Source organism: Flavobacterium sp. (assembly GCF_050696275.1).
GTDB lineage: Bacteria > Bacteroidota > Bacteroidia > Flavobacteriales > Flavobacteriaceae > Flavobacterium.
Window position 1 is genome coordinate 1 of record NZ_JBOGUT010000021.1, and the last position, 21,488, is coordinate 21,488.

A 21,488-nucleotide genomic window follows, 5' to 3' on the forward strand; every position below is an offset into this window, starting at 1 on the left:
GCATTCCATACTGTTCCAATGCTTTCTTGAGTTGTCTTTGCCATAAACTCGTTACCTGCCACAATAGGAACCCGGAACTTTCTTCGGCCTTTTCTACACTAAATGTATTGTCTGATGATTTCATTTTTAAGCATTTTAGAGGTGATAAAGATAAAATCATTTTGGTTGATTTCAAAGAAGCCAAAACGGAACGGATAACCCCATGATTTTTTATCAGTAATGAATTCCAGATTTTCGATAAGCGGAAGAATAGAAGTTTCCCGGCATTCAGAGAATTGGATGTTTCGTCGGAAAGGACTGAAATTTTCTGTCATTTGAAATGGGTATACTTCATCATCACTAACTTTGCCGACAGCTGTAAATACCTGACATTTTTCATTTCCCTGCATGGTGAATTTTGAAGAATAGATGAGAAGACAGTCGCCTTTTTTCATCCGTTTCAAAGGGCCTTGCTTTCCGTGACAGACTTGAATAAAGCCCCCATTAATGCCACGTATCGTGTGCTCTTTTGAGACAGCAGCTATCCAATATCTTGTTGTACTCATAATCTTGAGGCTGCATTTACCTGGTCCTGCATATCATTTGGCATAGTATCGGCTATTTTTTGAGCAACTATTTTGACCCAAAGGAAACTTAATAGACCTTTTACGGTTATTGTGCTTGTCATTTTGAGTCCGTTTTCCGTTTCTTCAAAAAGATGTTCCCCGTACATTTTGGCTAAAGGAAATTTTGTAAAGTCGGTAAAACTTCTGTTTTCAGTTGTTTCGACTAATTTAATTTTTACATTGGGACCTCCTTTAGGTCGGAGTATGAAATAATTCCCAGCTGTAAATGTGCCTTCCATTTTGGCAAATTCGATTCCCTTATCCCAAGTATGCCAATTGTTTACATTAGCAAAAAGCTGCCATATTTGCTCTTTTGTAACTTTTTTAGTAATGATAGAGTGTGATCTTGTCCACATAGATTTGTTTTTAATAATTCATATATAATAAGTGCAAATATAATATGTGCACTTATTATACGCAAATTATTTTTTAGCTAAAGAATGAACATCAAATACAATTAAATGAATATCAAAATGATTAATACCAAGGGGCTAATTTTGTCAGTTCATGATCTCTTATTTCTCTAAGATCCCGATCAGTATAAACAGGAATCCTCAAAATACAGGACAGGTTAGTTTCCAGGCTATTGGAAGAAATTTCAAAATCAAATCGAGGATTCGTGCCGGAAAGGAATTTTACTTCTTTAGTATTATTGATAAAATTAAATACTACATCCACTATTCCTATAAATCCAATATGGTTGGCAACCACATAGCGAAGCAGTATTGGAGAATCATCATATACATATGTATAACCTCTCGGGTCAGTCATGTCTCTTGCTAATTCTTTTTTCACTACTTCAATATCATGATTTTTTATTTGGTCTATGGAATCAAATTGCTTGAACTGCAGGTAAATGTCCGCTTTAAGAAGCGGGTATACTGATTTCATTTCATCTTCTTCGTCATCTCTATACAATCTTTGGTATTGGATATAACTTGCTGTTGCTTGATTGGTACTGTCATAATGAAATACAAATTCTGCAAAAAGATGATCAGTTTTTGTGTAGACTTTTAGAGTTCTGTCCATAAAGTAAAATGTAAAAAGGATTTGATATTTGTTTTTAGTATTATTTTATTTAATAATTGGGTTTAACGGAAGTATCTTAGTAATGCCATGATCTACTCTGGTTTGACAATCTTCAATGCTTCCGGAATATCTCATTTTTTTTGGTACACCAAAAGTAAAAATTCCTTTTCCTTTGGCCATTCTATCTAATTTTCGGAGCGCTCGTTGGGATAGTTTTTCATATAAAGGTTCTAATATGGTGCATTGTTCCTCCGTTCCGTATTCTAAGTCCCATTGGTCAGCATCAGTCCCTTTAATCAGTTCGTTTGAAAAATAAACCTTTTTTAGTCTGGGGAAGGCAAATTCAAAAACCTTTTTGGAACCTTCGTTTGCAAACACTGCAACTTCTTTGTTTCGGACAATAAAAATACGGATGAAACCGGCATCTAATCTGGAAAGCTGGTGCGTTACTATTTGAGCAACACCAATCCATTGTATCTCGTGTCCTTGCTTTTTTCTTTCATTGTCAAACCAGGAATAAAAATCTCTGATCTGGCTAATCGTTGTATATTTCAGGTTACTGTTAGTAATAGAAAGATTGAATAAATTAGCATTTTTCCAGGTTTCGTTTTGTCTTTTTCTGTCTTTTTTCAGCCAGCAGCCTTCTTGGAGAACCTGATTTCCTGTTTCTTTCTGATATGCTTTCAAGCTTTTCCATTCCTGTGCAACAACAGCGTTTGTATGCCATAAAAACAACAGCGCAACTAAGACTATTCTTTTATTTAATTGCAGCGATATTGGTTTGGAATGTAGTGTCAAACAGTTTATAATTAATTGGTTAGAAGTTGAGAGAGATTAGTTTTATAATTCTTTGCCAAAATCCGGCTGGATTAAATCGGATAGTTTTTTAGGAGCTACTTCACAATAAGCCGTTTTTAAAGCATCAATAAACAAATTAGGATGTACTCTTTTTAAATCGATATATGTCCAGCCTTGTTTTCCCCATTTGTTTGGAACAGGAAAAATAATGGTTTTATCGGAAACGGAAAAAACATCCTGATCAATTACAGAGAGTTTGATACAGACAAGATTATCTTTCGAATCAAAAGAGGCAAATATTTTTTTTCCTACTCGAAAGGAGGTTTTTTCAAAATGCGGCTGTTCTGAAGTTTCAGGGAATGAAAGGGCTATTTTTCTGAAGGTTTCTATTTCAATCATATTTTTATGAATACATTCCTAACGTAAATGTATTGAAAAAGAAAATGCAGTCAGCAATAAATTAAGGCTTTTGCTTTTTATTATTTTGCTCCAGAACCCGAATGATATGTGTAAAACTTCGATTGTCTGACCAGTCAAAATGGCTTGGAATCACGTGTTTTGGTTTTGAAAACCGCTGTATTACTTTTTTGTGTACTAGGTATCTACTCTTTTCTGAAATTCCTGTTATTATTCCCTGGTTTCGGTTTCTGTGATAACGGTTTTCTGTACTCCTTTTGAGGTGCTGCTTTAGGACTCTCTTTTAGAAAACTTGCTTCTTCCGTTTTGCTTGACGGTTCTATCAAAATGTTAAGTTCCTTAATTTCGGCATCGGTTAGTTCCCTGTAACGACCTACAGGAACATCCAGTGAGATATTAATAATTCGAATACGTTTTAATGCCGTCACTTCATAGCCTAAATATTCGCACATTCTGCGGATTTGACGATTCAGCCCCTGTGTTAAAGTGATGCGGAAAACAAATTTACTGATTTGTTCTACTTTACATTTTTTTGTTATAGTGTCCAAAATAGGAATTCCGCCACCCATTCGCTGTATAAAGCGATCGGTGATAGGTTTGTTTACGGTTACTGTATATTCCTTTTCGTGATTGTTTCGGGCACGGAGTATTTTATTTACGATGTCACCGTCATTGGTCATAAAAATTAGCCCTTCACTGGCCTTATCCAAACGCCCGATAGGAAAAATACGCTTCGGATAATTAATGTAATCTACAATATTATTTCGTACTTCAAGATTCGTTGTGCATTCAATCCCTACCGGTTTGTAAAAAGCAAGATAAACCGGTTTTTCTGTTTTTTCACGAACCAGCTTTCCGTCTACACGCACTTCATCGTCCGGAGATACTTTGGTTCCCATTTCAGGGACAATGCCGTTTATGGTAATACGACCTTCATCGAGCAGTTTGTCAGCTTCACGACGAGAGCAAAATCCTGTTTCGGAAAGGAATTTATTGATACGGGTTAAGTTTTCTTCCATGGGGCAAAAATACTATTAATTTGAAAAAGGATAATCACAAAACCTATGAAATATAATTTTTGCTTTTTATGGATTTTGAAATTCTAATATCCTTATATTTGGTAAGTTAAAAATAATATCGATGGTCAAAAAGCTACTTTCCCATATTCTGTTTTTCTTTTTTTTAGTAACTGTTCAGGCGCAAAATAAGATTTTACCGTCTCAATCGGTTTTAGATAATTCAAATCATGAATTGTATGTTTCTTTTTCGGAAGTCATTCATTTTGACCACGCAGATTATCTCAGAATACTTCTTACTGCCATTCCTGAGATGGAGGTAATAAATGAGGAATTCCATCCGCAGTTCGAAAAAGGTATTGCCATTACTGACGAACAACTGAATTTTATGGAAAACGAAGCAGTCAGGATTTCAAAAAGTGGGCAATCTGTCAGAAATTTGAGAAACATTTTAAAAATAAGAATCGATAACCCTACCAATGAACGTCTTCTGGATTTATCTGCAAAGCTGGAAAAACTTACTCAGGTGAAATACTGTAGTTTGCTTTCATCAACTCCTATCCAGCCGCCTGGAGATATTGCTCCCGTTACTACAAATTATGAACCGAGCCAAACGTATTTGCTGTCCAATCCGGGCGTAAACATGACGTATGCATGGGGAATGGGTTTAACAGGAGCCGGAATCAGGATTCGTGATGTAGAATATGGATTCAATAAAAACCATGAAGAATTAGTTGATGTCAATGCAACATTGGCAGCAGGAATGACCATATCTTCATCTGCCACAACTGAATTTACAGAACACGGAACTGCTGTGTTTGGAATTGTGTATGCCAATAAAGGTGCCTATGGAGTTTCAGGAATGGCTTATGGTGCTCAGGAAATGGTTCAGTTTCCGGAATGGCAGGAAATTGGTTATAATAGAATGAATGCTGTATCGCAAGCCATTGCGAATTCAGTGGCAGGAGATGTTATTATTTACGAAATGCAAACGGGCGGTCAAAGTGGTAATTATGTTCCGGCCGAATTTAATGCTGCTATTTGGGATCTGACCAAAGCTGCGACTGATGCAGGAATTATAATTGTTGCAGCAGCAGGTAACGGGAATCAGAATTTAGATGCCGCTTATTATGCTTCTTACAGGGACAGGGGAGATTCAGGAGCGATTATAGTTGGTGCCGGATCTCCTAATGTAAACCATCAGAAACTTTCGTACAGCACCTACGGAAACAGAGTGGATGTTCAAGGATGGGGAAGTAATGTAAGATCTTCTGGATATGGTGATTATAGCATTTTTGGAGGTGATTTTAACCAGCAATACACTGATTTTTCAGGAACCAGTTCTGCTACACCGATTGTTGCTTCCTGTGTTGTTGTCTTGCAGTCTTATTATCATGGATTGACAGGGAATTATCTGACTGGTATTCAAATGAGGGATTTATTGAAAGTAACAGGAATTTCGCAAGGTCCAGGAGGGCATATAGGTCCTTTGCCTGATATGCAGGCTGCCATACAACAGATTAATGTGATGTTAAGTACACCTGAAAACCTAATGGTTGTTTTTAATGTCTTTCCAAACCCTGTAAAGGATATGTTTACTATCAGTGTTCAGGAACAAGTTATGGTAACTGCTAAAGTTGAAGTTAGTAATGCTCTTGGTCAGAAGGTTTATTCTGCTGCAATTGTATCCGGAAATAATGAAGTTTCTTTAGCGGATTTTCAAAGCGGATTGTACTTTGTTAAAGTGATTGATGGTGAAAAAGTAGCTGTAAAAAAGATAATCAGACAATAATCGGAGCTTATTCGGTTTCAAATAAAAACTGATAGATATTCTGATACAGCTGATCATCGTGCATGCTGTGTCCTAATCCTTTGGTTTCTATAAATTGAGCTGTTTTCCAGGCTTTGGCAATTTTCTTTCCTTCGTTTATGGAAACCACATCGTCTTCTGAATCGTGAGCAATTAGTCCTTTAATGGAAAAAGTAGAAGCAAATTTTCTTCCTGAAAAATCTTCTATTCTCTCTTTAAAATTATTCAGATAATGTGCTTCTAACGTTTTTGTGATTTTTGTATTCAAACTTAACATAGTAATGTAGTTTTGAAGTAAAACCTTAAAATCACTTGGAGCTCCCAGAATCACCATTTTTTGTACTAAATCATTCGGATAAGCATAATGGTAATACAAACAGGTTTTGCCTCCTATGGAGTGCCCGATAATGTATTGCGGTTTGAATTTTTCTACAGCGATATGAATAAATTCTGCGTATTTGGGAATGCTGAATTCTTTGCCGCTTGATAATCCGTGAGCCGGCGCATCAATAGCTACAATAGTAGATCCTGATTTTTTTAGATAAGGAATAAAATTTTCCCAGCGGGAAGCATTGCTTTCCCATCCGTGAACAAGCAGAATTGTGATGGCATTTCCTTCCCATGTATACGACTGAAAAGTATGTTCGCCATCCTGAAACGTTTCTGTAAGTGTTTCTTTTAGAATTTGTGGAAGCTTGTCTTTAGATAATTTACCTGTTCTTGGTTCACTAAAAAACGCGTACGCAAGCTGCGAGGCTTTCTTCGGATATACAAAACTCAACAGATTGAGGTATAATCCAAGTAATTTAGCGAGAAAAAGGTAGAGTATCTTTTGCATATAAATTAAATAAAAAAGCTCCCAAATTTGGGAGCTTTAAGTTAACTATATTTTTGCAAATAATTGTTCCATTTTTTCTCTTTCTTCTTCAGCAAGAGCAGCATCAACTAAAATTCTTCCACTGTGCTCGTCAGTAATTACTTTTTTACGTGAAGCAATTTCCATTTGAGTTTGAGGAGGAATGGTAAAGAAAGAACCTGCGGAAGCACCTCTTTCAATAGAAACTACTGCTAATCCGTTTCTTACGCTTGAACGGATTCTGTTGTAAGCCAACAGTAAACGATCTTCAATTTGTCCTTGAAACTCTTCTGATTTTTCCGATAAGAATTGCTCTTCTTTCTCAGTTTCAGACATAATCGCGTCCAATTCAGATTTTTTATGTTTCAAGTGAGAAGATTTTGCTTCTAATTTTTCTTTAGATTGCGAAATCACTTCTTTTTTGTGCTCAATAGAAGCTTTCATTTCTTTAATGTGCTTTTCAGCCAGTTGAATTTCTAATTCCTGAAATTCCACTTCTTTTGTTAAAGAGTTGAATTCTCTATTATTACGAACACTTTCTTGTTGTTTTGTGTATTTTTTAATAGATTCTTTGTGACCTTCGATAGCATTTTTTTTCTCTTTAATTTGCTCTTCGATAGATTCTAAATCACTTTTCAATTTTTCTAAACGAGTGCTTAATCCAGCCACTTCATCTTCTAAGTCTTCCACTTCTAGTGGTAATTCCCCTCTTACATTTCTAATTTCATCGATTCTGGAATCGATTAATTGTAAATCATACAGCGCTCTTAACTTTTCTTCAACGCTCAATTCTTTTGTAGTAGCCATATTTTATAAGTACTTAACTGGGTTTGTATTTTCTTCAGATAAAATGATCCTGCTTGTCGGCAAGGAAGGTGCAAAATTAGCAATTTTTTTCGTAAGATAATCAACTATATAGTTTTTTGTAAATCTTTCACTTTCAAAATGTCCGATATCGGCTAAAAGCAATTGATTTTCGGCTTCGTAAAAGTTGTGGTATTTCAAATCGGCAGTCAGATAAGCGTCTGCTCCAGCTTGAATGGCATTTTTTATGGCGTAACTTCCGGAACCTCCAAGTACTGCCACTTTTTTTATAGGCTTTCCTAAGAAACGACTGTGACGGATACCGCCGCAAATCATTTTTTCTTTCACCATTTGCAGAAAATCACTTTCAGGCATTTCGGTTTCTAATTCGCCAATCATTCCCAACCCGATATTCTGGTGCAGGTTTTGCAAATCGTAGATTTCGTAAGCTACTTCTTCATATACATGACTGTTGAACAACGCTTTCAGGATGTTATTTTGCAGGTGTTTTTCAAAAACAACTTCAATTTTAATTTCATTGGTTGTCGTCAATTCGCCTTTATTTCCTACAGAAGGATTGCTGTTTTCATTCCCTTGATACGTACTGAAACCTTCTGAATTATAACTGCAATTGTTATAATTTCCTATAGTTCCGGCTCCGGCCTGTAGTACCGCATGACGAACTTTCTCAGCATTTTCAGGAACTGTATAGGTAACTAATTTTTGTATGAAATTTTGCTTAGGAACAAGGATTTTTGTGTTGATTAGACCCAAAGCAACACAGAAAATTTTATTAACTCCTTTTTGATGGTTGTCTAAAGCCGTGTGAACCGCGTAGATTGCAATATCGTTTTTAATAGCTTTGATGATAGCCCGTTCTACATAATTCTTTCCTGTAATTTTTTTTAATCCGGAAAATAAAATAGGATGGAAGCAAATAACCAGATTGCATTTTTTGATGATGGCTTCCTCAATTACATTTTCTAATGCATCGTGGCAAACCAGAACTCCGGTTGCTTCCGTAGTGGCATCGCCAACTAAAAGCCCAACGTTGTCAAAATCTTCGGCATAAGCCAAAGGAGCCATTTCTTCTACTATTGTAAGTATTTCTTTGATTCTCATTTTAAAAAGTATAATTGAAGGTTATCAAATAAAGAAGTAACCAAATTATGAATATTAGGAATTTTTCCTTCAAAGATAAAAATTAGTACTTTCGTAGTATGATTTTAATAAGAAAAATACTTTTCCCTTTCGCTATTTTGTATGGTTTCATTACCAGCACCCGTAATTTTCTTTATGACAAAGGATTCTTAAAATCCTATTCGTTTGATTTGCCAGTTATTGCTGTTGGAAATCTCAGTGTTGGCGGAACAGGAAAAACACCTCAAATTGAATATTTAATCCGGCTTTTATCTGAAAATTATAAAATTGCAACGTTAAGTCGTGGTTACAAACGGAAATCGGAAGGTTTTGTTTTGGCGGATGCCAATGCCAATGCGGAAATAATAGGAGATGAGCCTTTTCAATTTTACCGGAAATTCAAAAATATACAGGTTGCGGTTGATGCCGATAGAAGAAACGGGATTGAGCAATTACTTTCTCAATCGGAAAAACCGGATATTATTTTGCTTGACGATGCATTTCAGCACAGGAAAGTAAAAGCGGGATTTTACATCTTACTGACATCGTATGACGATTTGTTTTACAACGATTTTATGCTGCCTACCGGAAACCTTCGGGAGAGCAGGAGAGAAGCAAAAAGGGCCGATGTTATTATTGTAACCAAATGTCCAATCACCATTTCTGAAGCAGAACAAAAGAAAATACGAGATAAAATCGGTACAGGAAAACCGATTTTCTTTACCTACATTGATTATGATGATGCTGTGTTTTCAAATAATAAAATGCTAGATGTCAATGTTGTAAAAACGACTGATAAAATACTTTTGGCCGGAATTGCAAAACCGGAACCTTTTTTCGCATATTTGCAGGCTGCAAAAAACAATACGATGGTTTTTCCGGACCACCATAATTTTACGGATGAGGATATTGAATTGGTTAAAGAAAAAGCAGTAAATACCATGATAATAACCACGGAAAAAGATTTTGTCCGGCTTAGCGGAAAACTACCGGAAGAACAGTTATTTTATTTGCCGATAAAGAGTTCGTTTGTAAAAGGCGAAAATGATTTTAATAAAACAATTACAGATTATGTGGGAAAAGGTTCAGGAAACAGTTGATTTTATTTTAGAAAAAACCAATTTTACTCCGGAGTATGGTGTGATTTTAGGTTCAGGTTTGGGCGGGTTTACGAATGATATGGAAGTAGAGTATATCTTGCCTTACAATGAAATACCTAATTTCCCTGTTTCGACGGTTCAAGGACACAAAGGAGCTTTGGTTTTTGGAAACATTCAAGGAAAAAAAGTAGTGGCTATGCAAGGCCGTTTCCATTACTATGAAGGATATGATATGAAACAGGTTACTTTCCCTGTTCGTGTGATGAAGTGTCTTGGTATCGAAAAACTAATTGTTTCGAATGCTTCAGGAGGTGTGAATTCTGCTTATAAAGTAGGATCGATTGTCATTATCAAAGATCATATTAATTTTATGCCGGAGCATCCTTTAAGAGGTGCAAATGATGAACGTTTTGGGCCTCGTTTTGTAAATATGAGCGAGCCTTACAGTCGTAAAATGAGATTGAAAGCCAAGGAAATAGCTTCGGATTTAAATATTAATGTTGAAGAAGGAGTGTATCTGGGTTTGCAAGGGCCAACTTTTGAAACCCTTACAGAATACAGAATGGTTAAGATTTTAGGAGCGGATTGTGTAGGAATGTCAACAGTGCCTGAAGTTATTGTAGCGAGTCATATGAATTTAGAATGTTTTGGGATTTCCGTTATTACTGATATGGGTAATGAAGAAAGTATTGATACTATTACTCATGAAGAAGTACTTGAAGCCGCAAAAGAAGCTGAGCCACACGTTCGAAATTTAATTAAGGAGTTAATTAAACAATATTAGTTTCAACCAGCAAATTAGTCTCGATGATCTTGTAAAGATTGTCGGGATTAAAAGGTTTGGTAATCACGTCATTCATGCCAAAAGAAAGTAGCATTTCTCTGTTTTCATCTAATGAAATAGCTGTTAGCGCAATGATAGGTGTACGCTTGTCAAATTTCCTGATTTCTTCTGTAGCAATTGTTCCGTTTATTCCCGGCAAATGAACATCCATTAAAACCAAATCGTATTTGTTCAGTTTTAATTTAAGAATAGCATCTTCTCCTGTTTCACACAACTCACAAAGTATTTGTTTTTTTTCGAGAATCTTACGGGTAATCATTTGATTGATTTTATTGTCTTCTACTAATAAGATCTTTTTATTGATGAATATTTTTGGATTTTTGATGGCAAAATCATTGGATTTGGCGGTTTCTTCTCCTATTTTGAAATCTAAATTGAAAGAGAAAATGGATCCTGTTCCAATTTCGCTTGTAACATTTATTTTTCCGCCCATAAGCGAAACCAAGCGTTTTACAATGGTCAGTCCAAGTCCGGTTCCGCCATATTTTCTGTTAATCTCAACCGAACCTTGCGAGAAACTCTCGAAGATAGATTCCAGCTTGTCTTTCGGAATTCCAATACCGGTATCCTGAACTTCAAATTTTAGGCTGCAATTTTCATCGTTCTTGTATATTAACTTAGTATTTACCGTGATAGTTCCGTTTTCGGTAAATTTTAAAGCGTTGTTAATTAGGTTGATAAAAATCTGAGATAATTTTGTAGGATCGCCAATTAAATATTCGGGAACATCTTTGTCAAGATTTAATATGAAATCATTGTTGTTCTGACTTGCTTGTTCTCGTAGTGAACTTTGAATGTTATGCAGTAATTCTTTAATTGCAAAACTTATTTGTTCAATTTGAATGTTGTTCGATTCGATTCTGTTAATTTCAAGAATTTCATTAATATAAGTCAGCAGGTAAGTTCCTGAAAACTTCAAAGATTTTAAATATTCAATCTGACTTGCTTTCGGTTTGTCTTCCAGTAAAATATGTGAAATTCCGTTTATTGCATTTAGTGGTGTTCGTAATTCATGGCTTACTGTCGAAAGGAATTCGGATCTGGCTTTTGATGCTTTCTCAATACGTTCTTTAGCAATTTCGAGCTCGTTGTTTTTTTCACGGAGCAATTCGTTTGATTTGTTTCGGATGATATTGTTTTTATACAACGATAAACTTAAAAGCGATAGAATCGTAATCAGGGCAATGCTCAGGATATTGATAAGTTTTGAGAATTTTCCGGCCTTTTCCTGTTCTTTTTTTTCTTTGTCCAATTTTTCCATTGAACGCATTATTTCATCCACCTTTACTCTTTCAGATACAATGCTTCTGGTTTTGGATTTTGTAATGGATTGCAGTGAATCGCTTAGTTTGGTGTGAATTTTTAAGAAAGCAAGAGCATTTTTTGTTTCTGACAATTGATCATAAACTTCACTCATTTTCTTTGAGATCTTTGATTGCTGATCAAGGTCATTGTTTTCAATACTCAAATCATAAGCCCGTGTAAAGTAATTTAAAGCCAGATTATTGATCTTTCTTTTAACTTTAATTTGCCCTAATTGATATAATGCTTCCGACTGTAACTTGAAAGTATCTTTGCTTTTGGATAAATGAACTAATTCTTCCAAAGTTCTCTCGGCAACTGAATCTTCGTTTTTTTCTAAATACAATAAGGCTTTCTGAAGTTTTACCGTGTTCTTCGCATTTGTTAAATCGATACTTTCATAGACTGAAATCGATTTTTCAAAATAAGATTCAGCTCTTGAAAAATTTTCTTTCTGCATATAACACAAGCCTAAATTATAGTAACAAAGGCCTAATTTTGCACTTGGAGCGGCTGTGTTTAAAATAGATACTGAGCGAATTAATTTCTCAATGGCATCATTGTATTTTTTCAAATCAATATAGATGATTGCCAATGTAAAATAGCCATTGGCTACTGATATGTTGTTTTTGTGCTTTAAACCGTAGTTAATGGCCTTGTTCGCATTTTCTAATGCCTTGTCAAAAACTTTGTGGTTTTTATTATAGATTGCTGTTTCATTGTAAAAAAGGCAACTGTCTATTTTTGATACAAACATACCGCTCTCTTGAGAAAAAACAGTGAGTGTTGTAAAATAGAGTAAAACAAAAAATAAGCCTTTAAACATTTTTGGAAAATTCAATAAAAACAGCCTAAATATAATTATTTTTTGTCAATAAGTGTTATTAAGTCAATAATTCTGCTTGAGTAGCCTATCTCATTATCATACCACCCGACTACTTTTACCATTTTGTCAATGACCGATGTTAGTTGAGAATCGAATAAACAAGAATTTCTGTTCCCTAAAATATCAACCGAAACTATAGGGTCTTCGGTATAGGCTAAAATTCCTTTTAGCTGACCTTCAGCGGCTTTTTGAAACGCTAGATTTATTTCTTCGATAGAAACTTCGTGCTTTACATTGAAGGTGATATCAGTTAGTGAGCCATCCGGAACAGGGACACGAATGCCGCAACCACCAATTTTTCCTTCAAGTTCCGGGAAAATTTTAGTCAGGGCTTTGGCAGCTCCTGTTGTTGTAGGGACAATCGATTGCGAAGCACCACGAGCTCTGCGCAAATCTTTATGGGGCTGATCGTGTAAACTCTGGTCGGTAGTGTAAGAGTGAACTGTTGTGATATAAGCTTGTTCAATACCGCATAATTCCTCAATAACTTTTATCATTGGGGCCGCATTGTTTGTTGTACAGCTCGCATTGGAAATAATTAATTCGTTTCCGTCAAGAATATGCTCATTCACACCTAAAACCACAGTCTTGATGTTTTCTACTTCAGCTGGAGCAGATAAAATTATTTTTTTGGCACCGGCTCCAATATGCTGGAAAATGTCCTCATAAGTTTTGTATTTACCAGTCGATTCAACTGCGAAATCAACGTTCAGGGACTTCCAGTCGAGGTTTTTAATCTCTTTTTCATGAAAGAAACTATAAGGTTTTTCATCTACCAAAATTGAATCCTCATTGTAAGAAATCACATTTGGAAGGACACCATGGATGCTGTCGTATTTTAATAAATGCGCCATGGTTTTGTTATCTGCAATGTCATTAATGGCGACAACTTCAATTGAAGGATGATCTAACAATAATCGGAACAAATTTCTTCCGATTCTTCCAAAACCGTTGATGGCAATTCGTGTTTTTTTCAATTTCAATGGTAATTTTTAACAGCAATTTTCAATAGAAAGATGAGTTCCCTGAAGTTACTATCCTAAATTATAAAATGTGTTTTTGTGCATGATACGAAGAACGGACTAAAGCACCGCTTTCAACATGGCGGAAACCCATTTCTTTTCCTATTTTCTCGTATTTTTCAAATTGTTCAGGGGTAATATATTCCTTAACAGGCAGGTGTTTTTTACTTGGCTGTAAATATTGTCCAATGGTAACAATGTCAACATTAGCGTCGCGTAAATCCTGCATAGTTTGAATTACCTCTTCTTCTTTTTCTCCCAATCCAAGCATAATCCCAGATTTTGTACGACGTATACCTTGTTGTTTTAGGTAGCGTAATACTTCCAGGCTTCGGTCATATTTTGCCTGAATTCGGACTTCGCGGGTTAATCGGCGAACTGTTTCCATATTATGGGAAACGACTTCAGGGTTGGCTTCAACAATTCTGTCAATATTTCTTTCTGCACCTTGAAAATCAGGGATAAGTGTTTCAAGTGTAGTTTCGGGATTCATTCTTCGGATGGCTTTAATGGTTTCAATCCAGATAATTGAACCCATGTCTTTCAGATCATCTCTGTCTACACTGGTTATTACGGCATGCTTGATGTTCATAATTTTAATGGAACGTGCTACTTTTTCCGGTTCGTCCCAATCTACTGTTTCAGGTCGGCCGGTTTTCACACCGCAAAAGCCACAGGAACGGGTACATACATTTCCAAGAATCATAAACGTAGCGGTTCCTTCACCCCAACATTCACCCATATTCGGGCAACTTCCGGAAGTACAAATTGTGTTTAATTTATATTTGTCGACCAAGCCGCGTAATTCGGTATATTTTTGACCAATAGGAAGTTTTACTTTCAACCATTTTGGTTTTCCAGTAGGAAGGATGTTTGATTCTGTAACAGTTTCCATAAAATGCTGTTTTTGCAATGCAAAGATAAAGAAAGATTGATGATTAAAAGATTATTGAATTGAGTTTTATGAATTTTTTGACTTTTCGCTCTAATAGCAAAACAAAGTTACAGAGAGGTTAAATTTGTATCATTTGTATTCGTGTCAGAAGTTAAAATACAAGAGAAAACAGTTTGTTTATTTAATAATTTAATAAAAGATTCAATTTAACCAAAATTGGAATTTTAAATTAAATTTGTAGGAATATTAACCTATAAAATAAAATTATGAAAAAGACTATTCTTTATGTGTTTGCACTAACTGTTTTTGCCCTTGGACAGGTTTTTGGACAATCAACAACGGAACAAAATTTAAATTCAGGTATTCAATCTGCTGAAAAAATTAAGCAAGGTGTTGTGGCTGCTGATAAAGCAGTAAATCAGCTGGTAAAAGAAATTTCGGTAATTGGAAATCCAAATGCGGTTTTGTTTAATGATAAAATGTATGAGCAAGTGGCTTCAGTGCAAAATAATTCTGACGATGTTCTTTACTTTATGGATTTGGCAAAAAATGCTTCTGCTACTCCTTTTTCCACTCAGGAAATTGATGTGTTGACTTCGGATTTGGTAAGCCTGAATGATGATTTGATGTATCTTACCAGTCAAATTATTGATGTTTTAGACCATAACAATCCTAATGCAGCGCTTACTTATGTTCCTCAAGTTAGGAATGTTTTGACTGCTCAAAATGATAAAGCGGCTCAGGTTATTGTTAAAATTGAGTTGCTAAAGCAAGTTGTTAAACAATATGACGTTTGCATACAGACCGTGGATTATTTAGGGAATCCGGTGTCAGGATCTGATTTACACGGCTTCTACGCACAAAATTTAGCTACGGGAGAATATATTTATCCAACGAATCAAGATGGAAATTGTTTTGATAATTTACCTGCTGGAACTTATTTATTCGATTCGTATAATGGTTATTGGAGCGGAACTTCATCTGAAGAGGTGACTCTTTCAGATGGTTTGGTCAATTCGAATGGAGTTATAATTGTTAACCTTGTGTATTGGTCTGAATAATAGAATTAAATCAAAAAAAGGTGTTTGACAATCAAACACCTTTTTTTTATGGTCTTATCTTTTTACTGCATTTTAACTATAATTGGCAGAGAATAAGAAGTTCTTACCGGTTTTCCTTTGTAAATTCCGGGTTCCCATTTGGTTTTAATAGATTTTAAAACTCGGATGGCTTCTTTGTCTAATCCATACCCAGGGCTTCTTGGGACGTTAATGTTCGTTAGGCTTCCGTCTTTTTCAACTACAAAGAACACAATAACTTTTACTGTTCTTTCTTCTTCAATGGAAGGAGCTTCAAATTTATTTCCTACAATTTTTAAGAACTCGGCTATTCCACCAGGGAAATTTGGGTTTTTTTCTAACACCGCCGAGGGTAAAATAGCGATAGGATCTAATTCTGTTCCAGGATCATCCGTTGCTGGACCACCAGTGTTACCACCTGTTTGAGGTCCTGTTCCAGTTCCGGGAGTATCTGTGTTTGTTGATGGCGTTTTTGGCAAATCTTCATTTTTTGGAACTTCCGTTTGTGGAGCGTCTTCTTGTTTCACAACTACGGGAGTTACAAATTTAACAGGTGGTTTTGGGGCTGTATTTTTAACAGCTGTTTTAGGATGTGCAGGCTCCGATTTTTTTGGTGGGAGTACTACATCAACTACTGTTATAGGACCGTCAGTGTCAATTGGTTTTGTTACTATCGGTTTGTCGAATGAGCTTAAAATCATAGGCAACGAGGCTAGGCCGGCTAATAAAGCTAATGCGCTGAAGAAAGCCTTCATGGTTGTCTTTCCGTCTTCTTGGCGTAATTTGTAAGCTCCGTACTCTTTGTTTTTTCCTTCAAAAACCAACTCCAACCATTCGTTTTTGTTAATGTTCAATTTTGACATAATCTTTTTAGTTTTATAATTAATAATTTTCTCGGGTTCTGAATAAGAACAAGAAAAAACCGTGCCAAAATTTTGTTAAAACGAAAAATAAAGCAAAAAATTAATAAAATAATTAATTTTTATGCAATAGAAGATTGTAATAAATGAAAAATTAAGATTTTGAAATAATCTCTGCAAGTAGTTTTTTTGCTCTCAATAATTTGATTTTCACGTTATTAAGAGGTTCGTTGACTTCATCGGCAATTTCCTGATAACTCATTTCCTGAAAATAACGCATTTGAATCACTTCTTGGTAAGCGGGTTTCAATTCTTTGATAAATTGCAGTAATCGGGATAAATTTTGTTCCGTGATTAATTTATCTTCTGCGGAAGGAGAAGAATCGGCAACATTATAGGCAATATGATCTTCTTCGTCCGTGATGTCAATAAAAAGGGATGATTTTTTTTTCCGAAGCAAGTCAATATGAACATTTTTTGCAATAGCAATAAGCCATGTATTGAATTGGAATTCAGGATTGTATGTAGCTATTTTATCAAAAGCTTTCGAAAAAGTTTCAATGGTAATATCTTCGGCATCGGCTTCATTTTCCGTACGCTGCAGCATAAAACCATATACTTCGTTCCAATATTTATCGAGAAGAAAAGTGAAAGCAACCTGGTCGCCTAATTTTGCTTTTTCTATTTGTTTTCTTATTTCCAAGTGACTGGTTTTGAAAAAATATTTCTAAAAAACACATTTAACTGTGTGAATATAAGTATTATTTCTAAAATCGGATACCAATACATCACATCTTTTTCTTTTAGCTTCCCTGCCGAAAATCCCAGTGATAACCAACTAATCAAGTATCGGATAAAGATAAGGGCTAAAACAATGATCCATTGAAATTGAAAAGCCAATAAAACAATAGGTAATAATAAAAATAACAATTGAGACAAATAAAACAGCCCTAATTGCATTTTGTCGAATTTTTTATAATATTTTGCAGTCGAAGCATGTCTGCGCTTTTGCATGAACCAGCCTCCAAAAGTAGTTTTTGCTTTGGAATAAGTAAAACTTTCTTCGTTATAAGTAATTGCAGTTTTTTCTTTTGTAGCTGTTTCGTTGATAAATAAATCATCGTCTCCAGAACGGATTTTCATGTGATGAACAAAACCGTTTGCATTAAAAAACTCCTCTTTCTTATAAGCCAAATTTCTTCCGACACCCATATAAGGCTTGCCTAATTTTGCCCAGGAAAAATATTGTGTGGCAGTTAATAGCGTTTCAAAACGAATAATTTTATTCAAAAATCCATGCTCTTTCTCATAAGCACCATAACCTAAAACAATGGTTTTGTGTAATGTGAAATGTGAAGTCATTTCGTAAATCCAGTCAGGTGAATTTGGATAACAATCAGCATCAATAAAAAGTAAATATTCTTTTGTAGCTGCTTTGATTCCAAGTGTTAAAGCGAATTTTTTATTTCCCCAAAAGGCTTCGTTATTTTCTACTTTTACTAATTTTATATTGGAGTATTGCTTTTCAAACTGCTCAAAAACTTCCAATGTTTCATCTCTGGAAGCATCATCAATCAATATGATTTCAAAATTGGAATAGTTTTGGTTTGCCAGAAGCGGAATGAATTTTTTTACGTTTTCTTCTTCGTTTTTAGCACACACAATTACGGATACAGAAAGGTGTTTCGGAGTGTTTGTCTGAGGTTTTAGTAACGAGAATTTACCAAAAATCAGGCCGTAGTAAATCACTTGGATAAAAGTAATCGTGGTGAAAATGTAAAGTAAAATGAGTAAAAATTGCTCCATAAAACCAGTAAAAATTGATGGTGCAAATGTAGTTATTAATTGATAATCTACAATTGATAATTTATAATTATAAAATTATATATTATTTGTTTTTTCTCATCTCGTCGGCCATTTGTTTTGAATTTAAATCTCCTATGTTTTCTAATTCGGAAATGATATTATCGTAGTTCTTTTTATCTCTGTTTTGGGATAGTTTTTTTACAGCTTCCACTGATGTGATTTCAATTTCAAAAGCAATAATGCCACAAGCCTGCATCATGGTTTTTTTGGATAAATCTTCTACTCTGAGTGGGGTTTTGGATTTCTTCTCGTACTTGTCGACCAGTTTTTTTAAAGATCCAACTGCTTCGTCATGATTTAGGACTTTTACTTTTCCGTAAATATGAGCGGCTAAATAATTCCACGTTGGAACATTTTCGTGATCATACCAAGATGAAGAAACGTAAGTATGTGGTCCCGAAAAAATAGCTAAAACTTCGGCATTTTCTGAGAAACTTCCTGCTTGTGGATTTTCTTTGGAAACATGGCCAACAAGAATGTCTTTCCCAGCTTCGTTTTTATCCAGAATTAAAGGAATATGTGTAGCCCAAAGCTTCCCGTCAGTTTGATTCACCAAAATTGCAAAGCTGTTTTCGTGAATGAAATTTTGAATTTCTTCTTGGTTTTCGTTTTTATAAATGTCAGGAATATACATAAGCTGATTTGTAATGCTTGATTGCTTGTTTTTTATCTAAATCACATTCACTTCTGCTTCAATAGCGATTCCGTACTTTTCAAAGATGGTTTTTTGAATGTCTTTTGAAACGTTCAAAATTTCTTGGCCTGTGGCATTACCATAATTAACCAAAACCAGTGCTTGATTTTTATGAATTCCAGCATCACCAAAACGTTTTCCTTTAAAACCAGCTTGTTCAATTAACCAGCCAGCTGGGACTTTTACTTCTGTTTCGGAAACGTCATAATGTTTTATTTCAGGAAATTTTTCTTTCACTTCATTGAATAATGTTCTTGAAATGATTGGGTTTTTGAAGAAACTTCCGCTATTGCCTAATTCTTTCGGATCCGGTAATTTACTCTGACGGATGGCAATTACAGCATTACTCACATCTTTAAGACTTGGATTTGTTATGTTTTTGCTTTCCAGTTCTTTGATGATATCACCGTAAGAAGTGTTTATTTTATGATTGTTTTTTGTCAATTTAAAAATTACCGAAGTGATGATGTATTGGTCTTTCGCTTCGTGTTTAAAAATACTTTCACGATAACCGAAATTACAATCCTCTTTGGTAAATGTTCTCATTTCATGCGAAACAATATTCATAGCGTCGCAAGAAACAAAAGTGTCTTTCATTTCGGTGCCGTAAGCGCCAATATTCTGAACAGGCGTTGTGCCTACGTTTCCGGGAATCAGGGACATGTTTTCCAATCCGCCAAAATTCTGATTGATGGTCCAAAGAACAAATTCGTGCCAGTTTTCGCCAGCTTGGCTTTCTACCCAGACAAAATTATCGTCTTGCTTTAAAATCTCTTTTCCTTTTAAATCAACGTGAATCACAAGTGCATCAATATCCTGCGTTAAGAGCATATTGCTTCCGCCGCCTAAAACAAATTTTTTCTCGTTTGGATTTTCTTCCAAAACGGTTTTCAAATCTGCGAGGGAATGCACAGCTGCAAATTGTCTGGCTTTGGCTTCAATGCCAAAAGTGTTGTGTTTTTTTAAAGAAAAATTATGTTGAATCTGCATTTAGATATCAGAATTTAAAATTATTTATATTGAAATCAATCGTTGAAACGGAATTTTAGTCGTCAGTTTCTAAAGCGCGATTTAAAAATTCATTCAAAGGTTTTATAACGATTAGTTTCTGAGCGATTTTCTTTGAAAAATCTTTATCCAAAAACAAGGCGTCGTCAATTTTCTGCGAGCAGGTAAAACTCTTCAATTTCAAAAACTCAATCGCAGGATGATTCGGTTCATAACCTTTTGGGGCTTTTTTCAGAACACTGCTTTCGTCTCGTGTTATTTCTCCAAATTCCTTTTTGAATGTTGGATTAGTTACAATTCCATCAAGATCTTCATGAAAGAAAGCGATTTCCTTTCTTATTTTTTTTAATTCTTCAGTTTCAGGACACCAAACACCACCAGCGATAAAAGAACTTCCTTTTTCAAAATGGACGTAATATCCAGGGCTGTTTTTTCGGTTTTTATTAGTTGTCAGCCAAACACCCATGTTGGTTTTGTAAGGCGATTTGTCTTTTGAAAAACGGATGTCACGATTGATGCGAAAAGTACAGTTTTTAACCTCAAGTAAATCCAATGAAGTGTCTAAAGGTTTCATCTGTTCCAGAATCGATGCTATGAATTGATGGTAGTCTTTTTTGTAATTTTCATAGCACTTCTTGTTGGCATGCATCCATTCGGTATTGTTATTGGCTTTTAAATCGTCAATAAACTGAATCGCTTCTTTAGAAATCATATCTACAAGTGTTTTTTTAAATCTTCTTCCGAAATATAACCTGAATTTCTCCAGATTTCTTTTCCGTTCTCATATACTATAATTACTGGTAAACCATCTAATTTCATGGTGTCAACCAATGTTTTATTCTTGTCAGCGTCCAATCTGACTATTGTCATTTTACCTTTTAACTCTTCCTGCATCTTGATAAGATAAGGAGTCATTTTTTTGCATGGCGCACACCATTCGGCATAAAAATCAATCACCACTTTTTTATCGGATTTTAGCAACTCATTAAATTCCTGAGAGCACATACCAATGATTTTATCGCTTGGTTTGGCTCCGCCCTGTTCGCCTTCGGCTCGGGTGGCCATTCCTGCAGCATTCCATTTCATGATACCGCCGTCAAGATTGTAAATTTCTTTAAATCCTAATTCTTGTAACTTACTTGCGGCTTGTGCACTTCTTCCGCCCACTTTGCAGTATACAAAAACAGGTTTGTTCTTATCACATTTTTCGGCTTTTGTTGTGAAATCATCTCCGTTCCAATTTACGTTAGCAGCATTATCAATGTGTTCTGTAGTGTATTCTTCGGGAGTTCTTACATCTAATAATTGTGGATTTTCAGTTGATTTTAATTTTTCGGCAAAAGTCGTAACATCTACAGTTTTCAAACCCTGACCGTTGCAGCCAGTCATTAAAAAACAAATTAAAAAGAGTTGTATAAAGAATGATTTCATGTATTCTGAATTTTAAAGCTAATGTA

Annotated in this window: 23 protein-coding genes; 4 read left to right on the forward strand and 19 right to left on the reverse strand. The window is 35.1% G+C overall.

Translation table 11 applies throughout. From position 1 onward, the window contains the following. Positions 1–98: 98 nt before the first annotated feature. From ACRDEC_RS11390 to rluF, 6 genes are all read right to left on the reverse strand, one after another. Positions 99–545 (reverse strand): EVE domain-containing protein, encoded by a 447-nt coding sequence (locus ACRDEC_RS11390; RefSeq protein WP_431498470.1) that lies wholly within the window; start codon positions 543–545, stop codon positions 99–101. Beyond that, positions 542–961, reverse strand: a complete 420-nt coding sequence (locus tag ACRDEC_RS11395; RefSeq protein WP_431498471.1) for an SRPBCC family protein — start codon at positions 959–961, stop codon at positions 542–544. Before ACRDEC_RS11395 ends, ACRDEC_RS11390 begins: the two co-directional genes overlap by 4 nt. Positions 962–1,082: 121 nt before the next feature. Beyond that, positions 1,083–1,634 (reverse strand): hypothetical protein, encoded by a 552-nt coding sequence (locus ACRDEC_RS11400; RefSeq protein WP_431498472.1) that lies wholly within the window; start codon positions 1,632–1,634, stop codon positions 1,083–1,085. 45 nt (positions 1,635–1,679) lie between these two features. Beyond that, on the reverse strand, positions 1,680–2,432 hold the full coding sequence (locus ACRDEC_RS11405) for a hypothetical protein (protein ID WP_431498473.1): 753 nt from the start codon (positions 2,430–2,432) through the stop codon (positions 1,680–1,682). Between the two features lie 42 nt (positions 2,433–2,474). Further along, positions 2,475–2,831: an MmcQ/YjbR family DNA-binding protein gene (locus ACRDEC_RS11410; protein WP_431498474.1), complete on the reverse strand. Its 357-nt coding sequence runs from the start codon at positions 2,829–2,831 to the stop codon at positions 2,475–2,477. Between the two features lie 203 nt (positions 2,832–3,034). Further along, the gene (gene rluF, locus ACRDEC_RS11415; protein WP_431498475.1) at positions 3,035–3,868 is read right to left on the reverse strand and encodes a 23S rRNA pseudouridine(2604) synthase RluF; all 834 of its coding nucleotides are present in this window, start codon (positions 3,866–3,868) and stop codon (positions 3,035–3,037) included. A 121-nt stretch (positions 3,869–3,989) separates the two neighbouring features. Here rluF and ACRDEC_RS11420 point away from each other — a divergent pair, with 121 nt between their 5' ends. Then, complete coding sequence (locus ACRDEC_RS11420) at positions 3,990–5,657, forward strand: S8/S53 family peptidase (protein WP_431498476.1); 1,668 nt, start codon at positions 3,990–3,992, stop codon at positions 5,655–5,657. A gap of 7 nt (positions 5,658–5,664) precedes the next feature. Here the strand turns inward: ACRDEC_RS11420 and ACRDEC_RS11425 are convergent, their stop codons facing one another. The 3 genes from ACRDEC_RS11425 to ACRDEC_RS11435 are packed head-to-tail and all read right to left on the reverse strand — an operon-like array spanning position 5,665 to position 8,457. Continuing rightward, entirely contained in the window at positions 5,665–6,513 is an 849-nt protein-coding gene (locus ACRDEC_RS11425) for an alpha/beta fold hydrolase (protein ID WP_431498477.1), read from the reverse strand. A gap of 45 nt (positions 6,514–6,558) precedes the next feature. Further along, a complete protein-coding gene (locus ACRDEC_RS11430; RefSeq protein WP_431498478.1) occupies positions 6,559–7,338 on the reverse strand; it encodes a zinc ribbon domain-containing protein in 780 nt (259 codons plus the stop codon). A 3-nt stretch (positions 7,339–7,341) separates the two neighbouring features. Continuing rightward, complete coding sequence (locus ACRDEC_RS11435; protein WP_431498479.1) at positions 7,342–8,457, reverse strand: Nif3-like dinuclear metal center hexameric protein; 1,116 nt, start codon at positions 8,455–8,457, stop codon at positions 7,342–7,344. Between the two features lie 98 nt (positions 8,458–8,555). Here ACRDEC_RS11435 and lpxK point away from each other — a divergent pair, with 98 nt between their 5' ends. Continuing rightward, positions 8,556–9,575, forward strand: a complete 1,020-nt coding sequence (lpxK, locus tag ACRDEC_RS11440) for a tetraacyldisaccharide 4'-kinase (protein ID WP_431498480.1) — start codon at positions 8,556–8,558, stop codon at positions 9,573–9,575. Further along, positions 9,547–10,359: a purine-nucleoside phosphorylase gene (locus ACRDEC_RS11445; protein WP_431498481.1), complete on the forward strand. Its 813-nt coding sequence runs from the start codon at positions 9,547–9,549 to the stop codon at positions 10,357–10,359. Before lpxK ends, ACRDEC_RS11445 begins: the two co-directional genes overlap by 29 nt. Here the strand turns inward: ACRDEC_RS11445 and ACRDEC_RS11450 are convergent. The 3 genes from ACRDEC_RS11450 to lipA form a co-directional block, all read right to left on the reverse strand. Next, on the reverse strand, positions 10,346–12,478 hold the full coding sequence (locus ACRDEC_RS11450) for an ATP-binding protein (protein ID WP_431498482.1): 2,133 nt from the start codon (positions 12,476–12,478) through the stop codon (positions 10,346–10,348). The two genes, ACRDEC_RS11445 and ACRDEC_RS11450, sit on opposite strands and share 14 nt — an antisense overlap. Positions 12,479–12,582: 104 nt before the next feature. Next, positions 12,583–13,590 carry a type I glyceraldehyde-3-phosphate dehydrogenase gene (gene gap, locus ACRDEC_RS11455; protein ID WP_431498483.1) on the reverse strand — a complete coding sequence of 336 codons (1,008 nt, stop codon included), beginning with the start codon at positions 13,588–13,590 and terminating at the stop codon, positions 12,583–12,585. 61 nt (positions 13,591–13,651) lie between these two features. Then, positions 13,652–14,524, reverse strand: coding sequence for a lipoyl synthase (lipA, locus tag ACRDEC_RS11460; protein ID WP_431498484.1), 873 nt, complete (start codon positions 14,522–14,524; stop codon positions 13,652–13,654). Positions 14,525–14,790: 266 nt separating this feature from the next. On the opposite strand from lipA, the gene ACRDEC_RS11465 reads away from it, so the two are divergent. Continuing rightward, on the forward strand, positions 14,791–15,585 hold the full coding sequence (locus tag ACRDEC_RS11465) for a hypothetical protein (protein WP_431498485.1): 795 nt from the start codon (positions 14,791–14,793) through the stop codon (positions 15,583–15,585). A gap of 62 nt (positions 15,586–15,647) precedes the next feature. Here ACRDEC_RS11465 and ACRDEC_RS11470 read toward each other — a convergent pair whose 3' ends face one another. From ACRDEC_RS11470 to ACRDEC_RS11500, 7 genes are all read right to left on the reverse strand, one after another. Continuing rightward, positions 15,648–16,466 carry an energy transducer TonB gene (locus ACRDEC_RS11470; protein WP_431498486.1) on the reverse strand — a complete coding sequence of 273 codons (819 nt, stop codon included), beginning with the start codon at positions 16,464–16,466 and terminating at the stop codon, positions 15,648–15,650. A gap of 151 nt (positions 16,467–16,617) precedes the next feature. After that, positions 16,618–17,166 (reverse strand): RNA polymerase sigma factor, encoded by a 549-nt coding sequence (locus tag ACRDEC_RS11475; RefSeq protein WP_431498487.1) that lies wholly within the window; start codon positions 17,164–17,166, stop codon positions 16,618–16,620. Next, positions 17,157–18,269 carry a glycosyltransferase gene (locus ACRDEC_RS11480; RefSeq protein ID WP_431498488.1) on the reverse strand — a complete coding sequence of 371 codons (1,113 nt, stop codon included), beginning with the start codon at positions 18,267–18,269 and terminating at the stop codon, positions 17,157–17,159. The genes ACRDEC_RS11475 and ACRDEC_RS11480 overlap by 10 nt, the downstream gene beginning before the upstream one ends. 82 nt (positions 18,270–18,351) lie before the next feature. Continuing rightward, positions 18,352–18,963, reverse strand: a complete 612-nt coding sequence (locus tag ACRDEC_RS11485) for an FMN-binding negative transcriptional regulator (RefSeq protein WP_431498489.1) — start codon at positions 18,961–18,963, stop codon at positions 18,352–18,354. Positions 18,964–18,999: 36 nt separating this feature from the next. Next, positions 19,000–20,013, reverse strand: coding sequence for a UDP-N-acetylmuramate dehydrogenase (gene murB / locus ACRDEC_RS11490; protein ID WP_431498490.1), 1,014 nt, complete (start codon positions 20,011–20,013; stop codon positions 19,000–19,002). A 55-nt stretch (positions 20,014–20,068) separates the two neighbouring features. Beyond that, entirely contained in the window at positions 20,069–20,743 is a 675-nt protein-coding gene (locus tag ACRDEC_RS11495; RefSeq protein WP_431498491.1) for a DUF2461 domain-containing protein, read from the reverse strand. A gap of 2 nt (positions 20,744–20,745) precedes the next feature. Further along, positions 20,746–21,462, reverse strand: a complete 717-nt coding sequence (locus ACRDEC_RS11500) for a thioredoxin domain-containing protein (RefSeq protein WP_431498492.1) — start codon at positions 21,460–21,462, stop codon at positions 20,746–20,748. Positions 21,463–21,488 lie beyond the last annotated feature (26 nt).

What these genes read in the sequence shown, in the direction of transcription:
- ACRDEC_RS11390 (WP_431498470.1), bottom strand. Translation starts at nt 545, where the DNA reads ATGAGTACAACAAGATATTGGATAGCTGCTGTCTCAAAAGAGCACACG.
- ACRDEC_RS11395 (WP_431498471.1), bottom strand. Translation starts at nt 961, where the DNA reads ATGTGGACAAGATCACACTCTATCATTACTAAAAAAGTTACAAAAGAG.
- ACRDEC_RS11400 (WP_431498472.1), bottom strand. Translation starts at nt 1,634, where the DNA reads ATGGACAGAACTCTAAAAGTCTACACAAAAACTGATCATCTTTTTGCA.
- ACRDEC_RS11410 (WP_431498474.1), bottom strand. Translation starts at nt 2,831, where the DNA reads ATGATTGAAATAGAAACCTTCAGAAAAATAGCCCTTTCATTCCCTGAA.
- rluF (WP_431498475.1), bottom strand. Translation starts at nt 3,868, where the DNA reads ATGGAAGAAAACTTAACCCGTATCAATAAATTCCTTTCCGAAACAGGA.
- ACRDEC_RS11420 (WP_431498476.1), top strand. Translation starts at nt 3,990, where the DNA reads ATGGTCAAAAAGCTACTTTCCCATATTCTGTTTTTCTTTTTTTTAGTA.
- ACRDEC_RS11425 (WP_431498477.1), bottom strand. Translation starts at nt 6,513, where the DNA reads ATGCAAAAGATACTCTACCTTTTTCTCGCTAAATTACTTGGATTATAC.
- ACRDEC_RS11430 (WP_431498478.1), bottom strand. Translation starts at nt 7,338, where the DNA reads ATGGCTACTACAAAAGAATTGAGCGTTGAAGAAAAGTTAAGAGCGCTG.
- ACRDEC_RS11435 (WP_431498479.1), bottom strand. Translation starts at nt 8,457, where the DNA reads ATGAGAATCAAAGAAATACTTACAATAGTAGAAGAAATGGCTCCTTTG.
- lpxK (WP_431498480.1), top strand. Translation starts at nt 8,556, where the DNA reads ATGATTTTAATAAGAAAAATACTTTTCCCTTTCGCTATTTTGTATGGT.
- ACRDEC_RS11445 (WP_431498481.1), top strand. Translation starts at nt 9,547, where the DNA reads ATGTGGGAAAAGGTTCAGGAAACAGTTGATTTTATTTTAGAAAAAACC.
- ACRDEC_RS11450 (WP_431498482.1), bottom strand. Translation starts at nt 12,478, where the DNA reads ATGTTTGTATCAAAAATAGACAGTTGCCTTTTTTACAATGAAACAGCA.
- lipA (WP_431498484.1), bottom strand. Translation starts at nt 14,524, where the DNA reads ATGGAAACTGTTACAGAATCAAACATCCTTCCTACTGGAAAACCAAAA.
- ACRDEC_RS11465 (WP_431498485.1), top strand. Translation starts at nt 14,791, where the DNA reads ATGAAAAAGACTATTCTTTATGTGTTTGCACTAACTGTTTTTGCCCTT.
- ACRDEC_RS11470 (WP_431498486.1), bottom strand. Translation starts at nt 16,466, where the DNA reads ATGTCAAAATTGAACATTAACAAAAACGAATGGTTGGAGTTGGTTTTT.
- ACRDEC_RS11480 (WP_431498488.1), bottom strand. Translation starts at nt 18,269, where the DNA reads ATGGAGCAATTTTTACTCATTTTACTTTACATTTTCACCACGATTACT.
- ACRDEC_RS11485 (WP_431498489.1), bottom strand. Translation starts at nt 18,963, where the DNA reads ATGTATATTCCTGACATTTATAAAAACGAAAACCAAGAAGAAATTCAA.
- murB (WP_431498490.1), bottom strand. Translation starts at nt 20,013, where the DNA reads ATGCAGATTCAACATAATTTTTCTTTAAAAAAACACAACACTTTTGGC.
- ACRDEC_RS11495 (WP_431498491.1), bottom strand. Translation starts at nt 20,743, where the DNA reads ATGATTTCTAAAGAAGCGATTCAGTTTATTGACGATTTAAAAGCCAAT.
- ACRDEC_RS11500 (WP_431498492.1), bottom strand. Translation starts at nt 21,462, where the DNA reads ATGAAATCATTCTTTATACAACTCTTTTTAATTTGTTTTTTAATGACT.